Below are 14296 nucleotides of genomic sequence, written 5' to 3'. Positions count from 1 at the left end.
GATCCCGAGACGCGCACCTCTCTCAGCCCTCCGCCCGTCTGCACGGGCGCCGTTCGGCTGCGGGAACCACCAGAAGCCGGCCACCCGGACACTCCGTGAAGGCTCCCGGGCGGGCCGTGAATACGTGGGAAGGACCTCACGTGACGGAAAGCATCGATTCCACCGCGCCCGACCAGGCGACCGCTCCCAAGAAGCGCTCCGGTGGACTCAACTCCATGCTGCTCGCCGACCTCAAGGCGATGGCGAGCGGGATGGGCATCGCAGGCGCGGGCGGGATGAAGAAGGCCCAGCTCGTCGACGCGATCAAGGCCGCCCAGTCGGGACAGACCGGCCGGGCCCAGGAACCGAAGAAGGACGAGCCCAAGCCCGACAGCTCCGACAAGCCCGACAAGCCCGCCAGGGCCGACCGGAACGGCAAGGCGGACAACGCGGACCAGCCCGACCAGGGCGAGGCGAGGAGGTCCGAGGACCAGGCGCCGCGCCGGGACCGCCCGGCGCGGGACCAGGCCAAGGGCCAGCCCGCGAAGGACCAGCCGAAGGGCGACCAGCCGAAGGGCGACCAGCCGAAGGGCGACCAGCCGAAGGGCGATCAGGACGCCGAGCGGTCCGGCCAGGGCGACGGTGAGGACGGCGGCAGCCGCCGCAACCGCCGCCGGCGGGGTCGGGACCGCGAGCGCACCGCTCGTCCGGGTCGCGAGCCCGACACCACGATCCTCGAGGACGATGTCGTCGTACCCGCCGCGGGCATCCTCGACGTGCTCGACAACTACGCGTTCGTGCGGACCAGCGGCTACCTCGCCGGCGCCGACGACGTCTACCTCTCGCTCTCGATGGTGCGGAAGTACGGCCTGCGCCGTGGTGACGCGATCGTCGGCCAGGTGCGCCAGCCGCGCGAGGGGGAGCGTCGCGAGAAGTTCAACCCGATGGTCCGCATCGACAGCGTCAACGGCGTCGAGCCGGAGCAGGCGAAGAACCGGGTCGAGTTCAGCGACCTGACGCCGCTGTACCCCACCGAGCGGCTGCGGATGGAGACCGCCCCGGACAACCTGACCGGGCGGGTCATCGACATCCTCGCGCCGATCGGCAAGGGCCAGCGGGGCCTGATCGTCTCGCCGGCCAAGGCGGGCAAGACCGTGATGCTGCAGTCGATCGCCAGCTCGATCACCACCAACAACCCCGAGTGCCACCTGATGGTCGTGCTCGTCGACGAGCGCCCCGAGGAGGTCACCGACTTCGAGCGCTCGGTCAAGGGCGAGGTGATCGCCTCGACGTTCGACCGCCCGGCCGTCGACCACACCACGGTCGCGGAGCTCGCGATCGAGCGGGCCAAGCGGCTCGTGGAGCTGGGGCACGACGTGGTGGTGCTGCTCGACGGCCTCACCCGGCTCGGCCGCGCCTACAACCTGGCCACGCCCGCATCCGGCCGGATCCTGTCCGGCGGCTTCGACGCGGCCGCGCTCTACCCGCCGAAGAAGTTCTTCGGCGCCGCGCGCAACATCGAGAACGGCGGCTCGCTCACCATCCTCGCCACCGCCCTCGTCGACAGCGGCTCGAAGATGGACGAGGTGATCTTCGAGGAGTTCAAGGGCACCGGGAACACGGAGATCCGGCTGCGGCACGACTTCGCCGAGAAGCGGATCTTCCCCGCGATCGACCCGGTCGCCTCCGGCACCCGCCGCGAGGAGCTGCTGCTCGGCAAGGAGGAGCTGCAGATCATCTGGAAGCTCCGCCGCGTGCTGTCCGACCTCGACGGCGAGCGCGCCCTCGAGCTGCTCCTCGAGCGGCTCCGCAACGCGCACACCAACGTCGAGTTCCTCACCCAGGTGCAGAAGGCCGCCCCCGAGCGCGTCCTGGGCTGATGCCGACCCCGCGCACCTTCTGACTCAAAAAGCACGCCGAGTCGGCTCAAGCTTGAGCCGACTCGGCGCTGTTTCTGTACGTCCGGGTCAGTCGACGGCGGGAGCGCCGACGGGAGCGCCGGCGGGTGCCAGTGCCGGCGAGCGGCGTACGACGAGGCTGGTCGCGGCGACCAGCCCGACGGCCGCGAGGACCGCGGCAGCGGTGAAGGCGGCGTGCGCCCCGTCGATGAAGCCGCCGGCGGAGTGCTCGGCGTACGTCGTCGCGACGATCGCGAGACCGACGGCGCCGCCGAGCTGCTGCACGGTCTGCAGCAGGCCGGAGGCCGAGCCCGCGTGCTCCGGCTCGACGCCGGTGAGCACCAGCGAGGTGATCGGCATGAAGCTGATCCCCGCCGAGAGGCCCATCACCAGGAGCGACAGGAACGGGCCGTCCCAGTAGCCGGAGCCGGCGTCCAGCGTGATCAGCCGGGAGAAGGCGAACACCAGCCCGGCCGTCCCGACCACCATCAGCGGCGGCTGGCCGAACCGCGCCACCAGTCGCGGGCTGATGCGCGACATCGTGAACACGCTCAGCGGCAGCGGCAGGAACGCGAAGCCCGCGGCCAGCGGTCCGTAGCCGAGCCGGCCCTCGAGCAGCTGCACCATCACGAAGAACATCGCGAGCATGCCGCCGTACAGCGCGGCCATCACGACCAGCGCCGTCACCCGCGGTCGGCTGCGGAGCAGAGCCGGGCGGAGCAGCGGGTGCGCGACCCGCCGCTCCGTGATCGCGAGTACGACGACCAGCCCCAGGCCGACGGCCAGCCCACCGATCGTGTGGACCGAGGCCCACCCGTGGTCGGGCACGCCGATCAAGGCCCAGACGATGGCCACGGCGCCGCCGGTGGCGGCGATCGCGCCGACGACGTCGAAGCGGCCGGGGCGGCGCGGCGTCTCGTCGACGTACCTGCTCACGGTGAGAAGCACGACCGCGGCGATCGGGACGTTGATGAAGAGCGTCCATCGCCACGAGACGAGGTCGGTGAGCACGCCGCCGAGGATCAGGCCGATCGCGCCGCCGCCGGAGGCGACCGCCGAGAACAACGCGAGCGCGCGGTTGCGAGCGGCGTCGTCGGGAGCGCTCGTGGTCAGCAGCGCGAGGACCGACGGCGCGGCGAGCGCGGCACCGGCGCCCTGCAGGGCGCGCGACCCCACGAGCACCGGAGCCGACCAGGCGATGCCACCCACCAGGGAGAAGGTGGCGAACACCGCGAGCCCGATCAGGAACACGCGGCGGCGGCCGAAGACGTCGCCGAGGCGACCGCCGAGGAGCAGGAGCCCGCCGAAGGCGAGGCTGTAGCCGTTGAGCACCCAGGAGAGACCGGCGGCGCCGAAGTCGAGGTCGGAGCCGATCCGGGGGAGGGCGACGTTCACGACGGTGGCGTCCAGCACGAGCATCAGCTGGGCGAGGAGGACGAGGAAGATGCCGATCGCGAGCCGCCCGGCGTCGGGCGGGAGGTCGGTCGGCAGCCGGGTGCGCCGGGTCTCGGCGCTCGCGGTGGTGAGGGTTGACATGAGAATCCTGTTCTGGCCGGGGCGGCCGAGGTATGATGTGGAGAGGTGCTCCGGTTGGACGCTTGAAGGGAACAAGCGGAGGATGTCTCCGGTTATTCCAACATACGGAGAGAATCTCCGTTTGGCAAGGGCGAAGCCGCCACGGGCCGCCGTACCGCGAGGAGGATGAGGGTCGATGCGCGCAGATGCGCAGCGCAACCGGGACCGCATCGTCGAGGTCGCACGCGCGGTCTTCCGCCAGAAGGGCTACGACGCCCCGCTCGACGAGATCGCGCGCGAGGCGGGTGTCGGCCCCGGCACGCTCTACCGCCACTTCCCGACCAAGGACGCGCTCATCGACGCCGTCATGCAGGCGTGGGTCGACTCCGTCGAGACGGCCACCGACAAGGCGCTCGCCCACGAGGGCTCCGCCCGGGACCTGCTGCTCAACTGGTTCGAGACCTATGTCGGCGTGATCTCCGCCCACAAGGGCGGGCCGGCCAAGCTCACCACGGCGATCGGCGTGCAGGACTCGCCGATCCGCTCCAAGTGCGCGGTCCTGGTCAGCGCCAACGAGCGCGTGCTCGCCCAGCTCGCCGAGCAGGGCGCCCTCAAGCCCGACGTCGACGCGGTGCAGGTCGCGCGCCTGGTTGGAGGTGTCGCCACCGTGGCTGACCAGTCCGAGCTGGCGCCCGACGTGGTGCGGCCGATGCTCGAGGTCGTCGCCGACGGCGTGCTCGCCTGAGCCCTCCGCCCGGCGGAACAACCCCACGCGATTGGGTGTTGGACACGCGCAGTCCGTAGAATCCATCGGTCGGTCCCGGTTCACGTCCCACATCCCGTGCGACGACCCGGGGCTCTAGGAAAGGACCCCAGTCCATGAAGAAGGACATCCACCCCGACTACGTCGTGACCAACGTGACCTGCACGTGCGGCAACACGTTCACGACGCGCAGCACCGCGACCTCCGGCACGATCCACGCCGACGTCTGCTCGCAGTGCCACCCGTTCTACACGGGCAAGCAGAAGATCCTCGACACCGGCGGTCGGGTCGCCAAGTTCGAGGCCAAGTACGGCAAGAAGAACTCCTGACCCACCAGGTGTTCGAAGCGGTCGAGGGCCTGCTGGCGGAGCACGCCGAGCTCGAGCAGAAGCTCGGGCTGCCCGAGACGCACGCCGACGCCCGGCTCGCGCGCACCCTCAACCGGCGGTACGCCGAGCTCGGCCACATCATCGGGGCCTGGCGCGAGTGGCAGCGGTACGGCGACGACGCCGCCGCGGCCCGTGAGCTCGGAGCCGACGACCCCGCGTTCGCCGACGAGGTGGCCGGCCTCCTGGAGCACCAGGAGGCGGCCGCCGAGCGGCTGCAGCGTCTGCTCGTCCCGCGCGACCCGACCGACGACAAGGACGCGATCCTCGAGGTGAAGTCGGGGGAGGGCGGCGAGGAGAGCGCGCTGTTCGCCGGCGACCTGCTCCGCATGTACACCCGCTTCGCCGAGCGCCGCGGCTGGAAGACCGAGGTGCTCGACGCCACCGAGTCCGACCTCGGCGGCTACAAGTCGGTCACGGTCGCCGTGAAGGGCGGCTCGGGTCAGCCCGGCCCCGACAACCCCGCACCGTTCGGCCTGCTCAAGTTCGAGGCCGGTGTGCACCGGGTGCAGCGGGTGCCGGTGACCGAGTCGCAGGGCCGGATCCACACCAGCGCGGCCGGCGTCCTGGTGCTGCCCGAGGCCGAGCAGGTCGACGTGGAGGTCAACGACAGCGACCTGCGCATCGACGTCTTCCGCAGCAGCGGCCCGGGCGGCCAGAGCGTCAACACGACCGACTCGGCCGTGCGGATCACGCACCTGCCCACCGGCATCGTCGTCAGCTGCCAGAACGAGAAGAGCCAGCTGCAGAACAAGGAACAGGCGCTGCGCATCCTGCGCGCCCGGCTGCTGGCCGCTGCCCAGGAGGAGGCGGACGCCGCGGCCGGCGCGGCCCGGCGCAGCCAGGTCCGCACCGTGGACCGGTCCGAGCGGATCCGGACCTACAACTACCCGGAGAACCGGATCTCCGACCACCGCACCGGCTACAAGGCCTACAACCTCGACCAGGTCCTCGACGGCGACCTCCAGCCGGTCCTCGACTCCTGCGTCGAGGCCGACCTCGCCGAGCGGCTCGCGGCCCTCGAGGGCTGATGGTCGCCCGTCGCGCGCTGCTGCACGACGCCGAGGCGCGGCTGCGCGAGGCCGGCGTCGAGAGCCCCGAGCACGACGCCGCAATCCTCCTGGCCCACGTTCTCGACGTCCCGCGCTCCCGGCTCGCCCTCATCGAGGCGGTCGACGCAGAGCCGGCGGAGAGCTTCGGCGGGCTCGTCGACCGGCGGGCCGCCCGGGAGCCGCTGCAGCACCTCACCGGCGTCGCGTACTTCCGCCACGTCGAGCTGGCCGTCGGCCCCGGGGTGTTCGTGCCCCGCCCCGAGACCGAGCTGCTCGCCGGCTGGGCGATCGACCAGCTGACCGCGCCGACCCGGCTCGAGCTTCGCGACGGGCCGGCGGTGGTGGTGGACCTGTGCACGGGGTCGGGCGCGATCGCGAAGGCGATCGTGGACGAGGTGCCGGGCGCGGAGGTGCACGCGGTCGAGCTGGACGAGGCGGCGCACGCGTGGGCCGAGCGCAACCTCGCGGGGACCGGCGTCGACCTCCGGCTGGGTGACTTCGCGACGGCCTTCGACGAGCTGGCCGGCCGGGTGGACGTCGTCGTCAGCAACCCGCCCTACGTCCCGCTGGAGGCCTGGGAGTCGGTGGCCGTCGAGGCCCGTGAGCACGACCCGCACCTCGCCCTGTTCTCGGGGGACGACGGCCTCGACGCGATCCGGGCCCTCGAGGCACGCGGTGCCGTGCTCGTGGCCGAGGGCGGGGTGATCGGCGTCGAGCACGCCGACGTCCAGGGGGAGGCCGCGCCCGCGGTCTTCGCCGCCACCGGGCGCTGGGAGGAGGTCCGCGACCATCGCGACCTGGCCGGCCGCCCGCGGTACCTCACTGCGCGGCGTGCCCGCGGCTGAGCCGCGCACGTCCGGTGCAAGGATGGGCGACGTGAGCACGGCGCAGCGCTTCGACCTGGGCAATGACGGGGCCGACCCCGAGGAGCTCGACGCCGCGATCGACGCGGCGGCGCTGGCGATCCAGCGGGGCCGGCTGGTCGTCATCCCGACCGACACGGTGTACGGCGTCGCGGCCGACGCGTTCGACCCGGAGGCGGTGGTCCGCCTGCTCGAGGCCAAGGGCCGCGGTCGCGACATGCCGCCGCCGGTCCTCGTCGGCAGCCCCGGGACGCTCGACGCGCTCGCGGCCGACGTCCGGCCCTACGTCCGCGCGCTCTGCGACGCGTTCTGGCCGGGTCCGCTGACCGTGGTCTGCACCGAGCAGAGCTCGCTGCAGTGGGACCTCGGCGACACCCGGGGCACCGTCGCGGTGCGGATGCCCGACCACGAGGCCGTGCGGCAGCTGCTCGACCGCACCGGCCCGCTCGCGGTCAGCTCGGCCAACCTCACCGGCCGGCCCGCCGCGACGGATGCGGACGAGGCGATGGACATGCTCGGCGACCGGGTGGCGGTCGTCGTCGACGGGGGGCCGACCCCGGGCAACGTGCCCTCGACGATCGTCGACGCGACGGGGGAGAGGCCGCGGCTGCTCCGCCTCGGCGCGATCTCGGTCGCAGAGCTCGACGAGGCACTGGCCGAGCACGAGGTGACGATCGAGACCGACGAGAACGGCGAGAACGGCGAGAAGGAAGAGAAGCCGGAGAAGGGCGGTACCGACGAGGCGGAGGCGCCGTCGACCGATGCGTGAGTACTTCGTCGTCTTCCTCGTCGCCGCGGCGGTGACCTATCTCCTCACCGTCGTCGCCCGGGAGATCGCGATCCGCACCGGCGCGGTCGCCAAGGTGCGCGACCGCGACGTGCACGCCGAGCCGATCCCCTACCTCGGGGGCCTGGCGATGCTCGGCGGCCTGTTCGCGGCCTACCTCGTGGCCCGGGAGCTGCCGTTCCTGTCCACCAGCCAGCCCTTCGTGTTCGAGGACGCGCTCTCGGTCCTGGTCGCCGGAGCGCTGGTCTGTGCCGTCGGCGTGATCGACGACATCTTCGACCTCGACGCGCTCACCAAGTTCGGGGGGCAGGTGCTCGCGGTCGGCGTGCTCGTCTACTCCGGGATCCAGTTCCGCTACTTCTTCCAGGGAGACGGGAAGTCCCAGTTCTCCCTCGACCCCGCGCAGGGCGCGCTGCTGACCCTCTTCGTCGTCGTCACGACCGTGAACGCGGTCAACTTCATCGACGGGCTCGACGGACTGGCTGCCGGCGTGATCGGCATCAGCGCGATCGCGTTCTTCGTGTTCTGCTACTCCCTCTCGGTCGCCAACGACATCACGCGCGCGACGACCGGGGCGCTGCTCTCCGCGGCGCTCGCCGGCGTCTGCCTGGGCTTCCTGGCCCACAACCTGCATCCGGCGCGGCTGTTCATGGGCGACAGCGGCTCGATGCTGCTCGGCCTCGTGCTGTCCTCGACGGCGATCACGCTGACCACCCAGTTCGGGCCCGGCGACCTCAGCCGCGCGGTGGACGGGGCGCGCGCGAGCCTGCTCCCCGTGCTGCTGCCGGTGGTCCTGCCGATCCTGATCCTCATCGTCCCGCTCGCCGACCTGGTGCTCGCCGTCGTGCGCCGCACGCGCGCCGGCCGGTCCCCGTTCGCCCCCGACAAGCAGCACCTGCACCACCGGCTCCTCGAGATCGGTCACTCGCAGGGGCGCGCGGTCCTCATCATGTGGCTCTGGGCAGGGCTGATCGCGTTCGGCACCGTCTTCGCCAGCCTGTTCACCGGTCCGCTGGTCTGGATCGGGATCGCGGTCGCGCTGGCGGCGACGGTCGGGCTCACGTTCGTGCTGCCGCTGTTCCACCGGCCCGAGGTCGCGGCCGCACAGCCTTCCGATTCGGAGGCAGAGCCGACTTTGTGATAACTTTCACGAGCACTCAGGTTCCCCTCAGGAACCGCTCGTGACGATCCAAGGACGGCCATGGCAACGACCGCCTCGAGGACCCCGGTCCGAGCATCCGGGGCGCGTCCGAACGGCCTCTCGCGCTGTGATACGTTCCGGCCGAACGTCGATCCGAAGGGATCCCGATGGGTGGGCGCGACCTCCTCGGCCTGGGCGGCATGCTTGTCGCCTGCGTCGTGGGCTTCACGGTCCTCGGCCTCGTGGTCGATGACCTTGCGGGGTCGTCGCCGATCGGCGCCGTGGCGGGCGTCGGCATCGGGATCGGGCTCGGCGCCACTGTTTTCGTGCTGCGCGCGCTCAGCGCACTCCGTGATCAAGACGAGTGAGGTGACATGGTGACGATCGGTCCCGAGGTCCCCGCCCTGTCTGCCGGCGCCAGCGTCTCCCGCGTGATCGCGGACCAGCGCAAGGTCGAGCTGCTCGCCCTCGGCATGATGATCTTCAGCATCTGGTTCGGCTTCAGCGCCGGCTGGCTGCTGACCGCGTGCATCGCTGCCGGCGTGCTGCTGGGCCTGGTCAACCACCTGATCACCGAGTACTGGCTGCTGCGCGTCATCTCCTCGGGTGAGGAGCCGACCCGGGGCAGGCTCACGCGGTTCACCGTGGTCCGCCTCTGCATCCTCGCTGTCGTGGCCGTCGGCGCTTCTGTAGCCTTCTGGCCCGAAGGAGTGGGCCTCCTCCTCGGCCTCGCCATCTTCCGCCTCGTCGCGCTGGTCATGACGACGATTCCGTTGTTGAAGGAGCTGAAGAACCAATGAGCGGCCTGATGCCCCTCGAGATCCACATCACCCCCGGTGAGCACCCTGAGCGCCACCTGTTCGGCCTCACCTTCAACATCGACACGATCATCAGCACGCTCGTCGCGGGCGCGATCGTGATCCTGCTGGGGTTCCTCGTGCGGCGAGCGCTCACGCGCAACACCGAGGACCACGTGCCGACCAAGCTCCAGATCATCTGGGAGTCGGTCGTCGGCGAGGTGAACGCCCAGGTCGAGGACAACCTCGGCAAGGTGCACCCGTTCGTCGCGCCGCTGGCGATCTCGCTGTTCTTCTTCATCCTGGTCGCCAACTGGCTCGAGCTGGTGCCGACCGAGCTGAACGAGCGGGCCCACCTGCTCCCGGCGCCGACGTCGGACACCAACCTGACCTACGCGATGGCGATCTTCGCCGTCGTCAGCGTCTGGATCTACGGCATCCGCAAGAACGGACTCGCCTACTTCAAGCACTTCGTGCAGCCCTACCCGGTGCTGCTCCCGCTCAACGTCCTCGAGGAGCTCGTCAAGCCGGTCACGCTGGCACTGCGACTCTTCGGCAACATCTTCGCCGGCGGCATCATGCTCGCCCTGATCGCCGCCATCCCGTGGTACGCCGGCATGCCGATCGCCAACGTGCTCTGGAAGATGTTCGACATGGTCATCGGCGGCCTCCAGGCATTCATCTTCGCGTTGCTGACCGTGCTCTACTTCGCGATGGCGGGCGCCGGTCACGACGACCACGAGGAGCACGCCGAGCACGAAGAGAAGACCCCCGAACTCGCGGCCTGAGCCCCGGCTCAGCTCGCCCAAGAGGTAAACCAATCAGCGCCGGGCCTGATGAACCAGGTCGGCGCGGAAACCAAGGAGAATCATGGCAGTCGAGAACATCAACCAGGCCGTCACCCTCGCCGGTGCCTTCGTCGGCGGTGGCCTCGCGCTCGGTGGCGGTGCTGTCGGCGCTGGTATCGGTGACGGTCTCGCCGGTTCGTCGTACATCCAGGGTGTCGCGCGTCAGCCGGAGGCCCAGGGCCGCCTGCAGACGATCTTCTTCCTGACCGTGGGTCTGGTCGAGGCGATGTTCTTCATCAACCTCGCCTTCATGGCTCTGTTCGTGTTCGTCCTCGGCGGTAAGTGAGTCCGTCCCGGGCAGGGAGACCTAGATGACCAAGCCGCAAATGATCCCGCTGGAGAGCAACTTCCTCGTGCCCAACGGCACGTTCTTCGTGGAGTTGATCGCGTTCGCGATCATGTTCTTCATCCTCGCGAAGTACATCGTGCCCCCGATCAACCGCGCGATGACGGCTCGCCAGGAGGCCATCCGGCAGCAGTTCGCCGAGCTGGACCAGGCCAAGGAGGAGGCCAACTCCGCCAAGGACGAGTTCCAGTCGCAGATCGCCGAGGCCCGGCAGGAGGCCGCTCGCATCCGTGAGCAGGCCCGCGAGCAGGGTGCGGCGATCATCGCCGAGATGCGCGAGCAGGCGCAGGCCGAGGCGGCGCGGATCGTCGAGCACGGCAAGACCCAGATCGACGCCGAGCGGCAGCAGGCCGTCGCCTCGCTCCGCGCGGAGGTCGGTGGCCTGGCGACCGAGCTCGCCGGCCGGATCGTGGGCGAGAGCCTCGAGGACGAGGCCCGGCAGAGCCGGGTCGTCGACCGGTTCCTGGAGGACCTGAACGACAAGGCTCCGGCGGGAGGCTCCCACTGATGGACTTCCGTGGGGCCTCAGCCGAGGCCGTCGCCGAGCTGACCGACGAGCTCAAGGAGTCGCCGTCGAAGAAGGCGGCCGCCATCGGTGAGGCACTGCTGAGCGCGGCGGAGACCCTGCGGCAGGAAGTCGCGGCGCGCCGGTTCCTCACCGACGGCTCGATCCCCAAGGAGCCGAAGGTCGGCATGATCCGCGAGGTCTTCGGCTCGCGGGTCGACGAGCAGGCCCTCGACGTCATCGTCTCCGCGGTGTCGCGCCGCTGGCGGCACGGGACCGACCTCACCGACGCTCTCGAGCGGCTCTCCGAGGTCGCGGCCGTGCTGTCCAGCGACGACCCCGGCCGGCTCTCCGACGAGCTGTTCGAGGTCCGCCGGCTGATCGACCACAACCCGGCGCTCCGCGACGCGCTCTCGGACCCCGCCCGGTCGACCGAGGACAAGTCCGCGCTGGTCGAGCAGGTGCTGGGTGACAAGGTGCAGCCGGCGACGGTTGCCCTCACCCGGCAGGCTCTGCTCGGCAGCTACGGCACCGTCTCGGCGGCGTTGGGCGCCTACCGCACCCTGGCGGGCGAGGTGCACGGCAAGAGCGTCGCAACCGTGCACGTCGCCTCGCCGCTGTCGGACGAGCAGTTCCGCCAGCTCACCGACGGGCTGGGCCAGCAGTACGGGCGCGAGATCCACGCGAACGTGGTCGTCGACCCCTCCGTCATCGGCGGTCTCCGGGTCGAGATCGGCAACGACGTCATCGACGGCACCATCGCCAGCCGCCTCGACGAGACCCGACGCCGGCTCGCCGGCTGAACTCCCAGACTTACTGCACGACACGAGAGAGAAGGCATCAGAAGATGACGGAGCTCACCATCCGTCCGGAGGAGATCCGCGACGCGCTCCAGAAGTACGTCGCCGACTACCAGCCCGAGGCAGCCAAGACGGAAGAGGTCGGCGTCGTCGCGCAGACCGCCGACGGCATCGCCCGGGTCTCCGGACTCCCCTCGGCCATGGCCAACGAGCTGCTCGAGTTCGAGGACGGCACCCTCGGCATCGCGCTGAACCTCGACACCCGCGAGATCGGCGTCGTCGTCCTCGGTGACTTCGACAAGATCGAGGAGGGCCAGACGGTCCGTCGCACCGGCGACATCCTCTCGGTCCCCGTCGGCGACAACTACCTCGGCCGCGTCGTGGACCCGCTCGGCACCCCGATCGACGGCCTCGGCGACATCGAGTCCGACGAGCGGCGTGCGCTCGAGCTGCAGGCGCCGGGTGTGATGCAGCGCAAGTCGGTGCACGAGCCGCTCGCGACCGGCATCAAGGCGATCGACGCGATGACGCCGATCGGCCGCGGCCAGCGCCAGCTGATCATCGGCGACCGCTCCACGGGCAAGACGACGATCGCGATCGACACGATCATCAACCAGAAGCAGAACTGGGAGTCCGGCGACCCGGAGAAGCAGGTCCGCTGCATCTACGTCGCGATCGGCCAGAAGGGCTCCACGATCGCCTCGGTGCGCGGCGCGCTCGACGAGGCCGGCGCACTGGAGTACACGACCATCGTCGCCGCCCCGGCCTCGGACAGCGCGGGCTTCAAGTACCTCGCGCCCTACACCGGGTCCGCCATCGGCCAGCACTGGATGTACGACGGCAAGCACGTCCTGATCATCTTCGACGACCTGACCAAGCAGGCGGAGGCCTACCGCGCCGTGTCGCTGCTGCTGCGCCGCCCGCCGGGCCGCGAGGCCTACCCGGGTGACGTCTTCTACCTGCACAGCCGGCTCCTCGAGCGCTGCGCGAAGCTGTCCGACGACCTGGGCGCGGGCTCCATGACCGGTCTCCCGATCATCGAGACCAAGGCCAACGACGTGTCGGCGTTCATCCCGACCAACGTCATCTCGATCACCGACGGACAGATCTTCCTGCAGTCCGACCTGTTCGCGGCCAACCAGCGCCCGGCCATCGACGTCGGCATCTCGGTGTCGCGCGTGGGTGGCTCGGCGATGACCAAGGCGATGAAGGCCGTCACCGGTTCGCTGAAGGTCGACCTGGCGCAGTACCGCGCGATGGAGGCGTTCGCGATGTTCGCCTCCGACCTCGACGCGGCCTCCCGCCAGCAGCTCGACCGTGGCCAGCGGCTGATGGCGCTGCTCAAGCAGCCGGCCTACTCGCCGTACCCGCTGGAGGAGATGGTCGTCTCCCTGTGGCTCGGCACCTCGGGTCGCCTCGACCCCATCCCGACCCAGGACGTGATCAAGTTCGAGCGGGAGTTCCTCGAGAGCCTCAAGGCGTCGAAGTCGGGGCTGCTCGACGGCATCCGCGAGTCCCAGAAGTTCGAGGACTCCACCGAGGAGGAGCTCGCGGCTGCCTACGACGAGTTCCTCGGCGAGTTCCAGACCTCCGAGGGCGGCTCGATCAAGGCCGGCCACGAGGAGGCGGAGCCGCTCGAGGACGAGGACGTCGAGCAGGAGCAGATCGTCAAGCAGAAGCGAGGCTGAGGCATGGCCGTATCGCTGCGTGAGTACCGCGCGCGGATCAAGTCGACGGAGTCGATGAAGAAGATCACGCGTGCCATGGAGCTCATTGCTGCGTCCCGGATCATCAAGGCGCAGCAGCGGGCCAACGCCGCGGCGCCGTACGCCCGTGAGCTCACCCGTGCTGTCTCGGCGCTGGCGACGTACTCCAACGTCGACCACCCGCTGACCACCGAGCCGGAGGACCCGACCCGGGCCGCCATCCTGGTGGTGACCAGCGACCGTGGTCTGGCGGGCGCCTACTCCTCGAGCGTGCTCAAGGAGGCGGAGCGGCTTGCCGAGAAGCTCCGCTCCGAGGGCAAGGAGGTCGAGCTCTTCGTCTCCGGACGCAAGGGCGAGGCGTACTTCAAGTTCCGCGGCCGGCCGATCGTCGCGTCCTGGACGGGTCACTCCGACCAGCCGAACTACGACGTCGCGAAGGAGATCGGCGCGACGCTGATCGACGCCTTCATGGCAGGGGCGGAGGAGGGCGGCGCCGACGACGCCACCGACGAGGTGCACATCGTCTACACCCGGTTCCGCTCGATGTTGGTGCAGGAGCCGACCGCCGTGCGGCTGTTGCCGCTGGAGGTCGTCGAGGGTGAGGAGAAGCCCGAGGCGGACGAGGTGCTGCCGCTCTACGAGTTCGAGCCCTCCGCCGAGGAGGTCCTCGACGGGCTGCTGCCGCAGTACGTCCAGAGCCGGGTCTTCTACGCGCTGCTCCAGGCCGCTGCCTCGGAGCTCGCGGCCCGGCAGAAGGCGATGAAGTCCGCCACGGACAACGCCGAGGAACTGATCAAGAAGTTCACCCGGGTCGCGAACCAGGCCCGGCAAGCCGGCATCACCCAGGAAATCAGCGAGATCGTCGGAGGCGTCAACGCGCTCGCCGACGCTCAGGCCGCGAACGACTGAG

The 14296-nt window shown here is 70.3% G+C and carries 16 protein-coding genes; 15 read left to right on the top strand and 1 reads right to left on the bottom strand.

Going from position 1 to position 14296, the window contains the following annotated elements:
* Positions 1–215 precede the first annotated feature (215 nt).
* The gene (gene rho / locus ABD709_RS14060) at positions 216–1859 is read left to right on the top strand and encodes a transcription termination factor Rho (RefSeq protein WP_344776630.1); all 1644 of its coding nucleotides are present in this window, start codon (positions 216–218) and stop codon (positions 1857–1859) included.
* A gap of 87 nt (positions 1860–1946) precedes the next feature.
* On the opposite strand, the gene ABD709_RS14055 is transcribed toward rho, so the two are convergent.
* Positions 1947–3413 carry an MFS transporter gene (locus tag ABD709_RS14055; protein WP_344776448.1) on the bottom strand — a complete coding sequence of 489 codons (1467 nt, stop codon included), beginning with the start codon at positions 3411–3413 and terminating at the stop codon, positions 1947–1949.
* A gap of 175 nt (positions 3414–3588) precedes the next feature.
* Here ABD709_RS14055 and ABD709_RS14050 point away from each other — a divergent pair, with 175 nt between their 5' ends.
* From ABD709_RS14050 to ABD709_RS13985, 14 genes are all read left to right on the top strand, one after another.
* Entirely contained in the window at positions 3589–4137 is a 549-nt protein-coding gene (locus ABD709_RS14050; protein WP_344776446.1) for a TetR/AcrR family transcriptional regulator, read from the top strand.
* A gap of 134 nt (positions 4138–4271) precedes the next feature.
* The gene (rpmE, locus tag ABD709_RS14045; protein WP_344776444.1) at positions 4272–4484 is read left to right on the top strand and encodes a 50S ribosomal protein L31; all 213 of its coding nucleotides are present in this window, start codon (positions 4272–4274) and stop codon (positions 4482–4484) included.
* An 8-nt stretch (positions 4485–4492) separates the two neighbouring features.
* Positions 4493–5572: a peptide chain release factor 1 gene (gene prfA / locus ABD709_RS14040; protein WP_344776442.1), complete on the top strand. Its 1080-nt coding sequence runs from the start codon at positions 4493–4495 to the stop codon at positions 5570–5572.
* Positions 5572–6438, top strand: coding sequence for a peptide chain release factor N(5)-glutamine methyltransferase (gene prmC / locus ABD709_RS14035; protein ID WP_344776440.1), 867 nt, complete (start codon positions 5572–5574; stop codon positions 6436–6438). Before prfA ends, prmC begins: the two co-directional genes overlap by 1 nt.
* A gap of 31 nt (positions 6439–6469) precedes the next feature.
* Complete coding sequence (locus ABD709_RS14030) at positions 6470–7225, top strand: L-threonylcarbamoyladenylate synthase (protein ID WP_344776439.1); 756 nt, start codon at positions 6470–6472, stop codon at positions 7223–7225.
* Entirely contained in the window at positions 7218–8384 is a 1167-nt protein-coding gene (locus tag ABD709_RS14025) for a glycosyltransferase family 4 protein (protein ID WP_344776437.1), read from the top strand. Before ABD709_RS14030 ends, ABD709_RS14025 begins: the two co-directional genes overlap by 8 nt.
* A gap of 167 nt (positions 8385–8551) precedes the next feature.
* A complete protein-coding gene (locus ABD709_RS14020) occupies positions 8552–8752 on the top strand; it encodes a hypothetical protein (RefSeq protein WP_344776435.1) in 201 nt (66 codons plus the stop codon).
* Positions 8753–8758: 6 nt separating this feature from the next.
* Positions 8759–9184 (top strand): hypothetical protein, encoded by a 426-nt coding sequence (locus tag ABD709_RS14015; RefSeq protein WP_344776433.1) that lies wholly within the window; start codon positions 8759–8761, stop codon positions 9182–9184.
* Between the two features lie 8 nt (positions 9185–9192).
* Positions 9193–9969, top strand: a complete 777-nt coding sequence (gene atpB, locus ABD709_RS14010; protein WP_344776431.1) for a F0F1 ATP synthase subunit A — start codon at positions 9193–9195, stop codon at positions 9967–9969.
* An 82-nt stretch (positions 9970–10051) separates the two neighbouring features.
* Positions 10052–10315, top strand: coding sequence for a F0F1 ATP synthase subunit C (locus ABD709_RS14005; protein WP_344776429.1), 264 nt, complete (start codon positions 10052–10054; stop codon positions 10313–10315).
* 25 nt (positions 10316–10340) lie between these two features.
* Positions 10341–10883, top strand: a complete 543-nt coding sequence (locus ABD709_RS14000) for a F0F1 ATP synthase subunit B (RefSeq protein ID WP_344776427.1) — start codon at positions 10341–10343, stop codon at positions 10881–10883.
* Positions 10883–11683 carry a F0F1 ATP synthase subunit delta gene (locus ABD709_RS13995; protein WP_344776425.1) on the top strand — a complete coding sequence of 267 codons (801 nt, stop codon included), beginning with the start codon at positions 10883–10885 and terminating at the stop codon, positions 11681–11683. Before ABD709_RS14000 ends, ABD709_RS13995 begins: the two co-directional genes overlap by 1 nt.
* Positions 11684–11727: 44 nt before the next feature.
* The gene (gene atpA / locus ABD709_RS13990; RefSeq protein WP_344776423.1) at positions 11728–13368 is read left to right on the top strand and encodes a F0F1 ATP synthase subunit alpha; all 1641 of its coding nucleotides are present in this window, start codon (positions 11728–11730) and stop codon (positions 13366–13368) included.
* 3 nt (positions 13369–13371) lie between these two features.
* Positions 13372–14295 carry a F0F1 ATP synthase subunit gamma gene (locus ABD709_RS13985; RefSeq protein ID WP_344776421.1) on the top strand — a complete coding sequence of 308 codons (924 nt, stop codon included), beginning with the start codon at positions 13372–13374 and terminating at the stop codon, positions 14293–14295.
* Position 14296: the final 1 nt, after the last annotated feature.

The sequence above is a fragment of the Nocardioides panacisoli genome (genome assembly GCF_039537325.1).
Classification (GTDB): domain Bacteria; phylum Actinomycetota; class Actinomycetes; order Propionibacteriales; family Nocardioidaceae; genus Nocardioides; species Nocardioides panacisoli.
Note: the sequence above shows the minus strand (reverse complement) of the source record. Positions and strands in the feature narration are given on the sequence as shown.

What these genes read in the sequence shown, in the direction of transcription:
- rho (WP_344776630.1), top strand. Translation starts at nt 216, where the DNA reads ATGCTGCTCGCCGACCTCAAGGCGATGGCGAGCGGGATGGGCATCGCA.
- ABD709_RS14055 (WP_344776448.1), bottom strand. Translation starts at nt 3,413, where the DNA reads ATGTCAACCCTCACCACCGCGAGCGCCGAGACCCGGCGCACCCGGCTG.
- ABD709_RS14050 (WP_344776446.1), top strand. Translation starts at nt 3,589, where the DNA reads ATGCGCGCAGATGCGCAGCGCAACCGGGACCGCATCGTCGAGGTCGCA.
- rpmE (WP_344776444.1), top strand. Translation starts at nt 4,272, where the DNA reads ATGAAGAAGGACATCCACCCCGACTACGTCGTGACCAACGTGACCTGC.
- prmC (WP_344776440.1), top strand. Translation starts at nt 5,572, where the DNA reads ATGGTCGCCCGTCGCGCGCTGCTGCACGACGCCGAGGCGCGGCTGCGC.
- ABD709_RS14025 (WP_344776437.1), top strand. Translation starts at nt 7,218, where the DNA reads ATGCGTGAGTACTTCGTCGTCTTCCTCGTCGCCGCGGCGGTGACCTAT.
- ABD709_RS14020 (WP_344776435.1), top strand. Translation starts at nt 8,552, where the DNA reads ATGGGTGGGCGCGACCTCCTCGGCCTGGGCGGCATGCTTGTCGCCTGC.
- ABD709_RS14015 (WP_344776433.1), top strand. Translation starts at nt 8,759, where the DNA reads ATGGTGACGATCGGTCCCGAGGTCCCCGCCCTGTCTGCCGGCGCCAGC.
- atpB (WP_344776431.1), top strand. Translation starts at nt 9,193, where the DNA reads ATGCCCCTCGAGATCCACATCACCCCCGGTGAGCACCCTGAGCGCCAC.
- ABD709_RS14005 (WP_344776429.1), top strand. Translation starts at nt 10,052, where the DNA reads ATGGCAGTCGAGAACATCAACCAGGCCGTCACCCTCGCCGGTGCCTTC.
- ABD709_RS14000 (WP_344776427.1), top strand. Translation starts at nt 10,341, where the DNA reads ATGACCAAGCCGCAAATGATCCCGCTGGAGAGCAACTTCCTCGTGCCC.
- ABD709_RS13995 (WP_344776425.1), top strand. Translation starts at nt 10,883, where the DNA reads ATGGACTTCCGTGGGGCCTCAGCCGAGGCCGTCGCCGAGCTGACCGAC.
- atpA (WP_344776423.1), top strand. Translation starts at nt 11,728, where the DNA reads ATGACGGAGCTCACCATCCGTCCGGAGGAGATCCGCGACGCGCTCCAG.
- ABD709_RS13985 (WP_344776421.1), top strand. Translation starts at nt 13,372, where the DNA reads ATGGCCGTATCGCTGCGTGAGTACCGCGCGCGGATCAAGTCGACGGAG.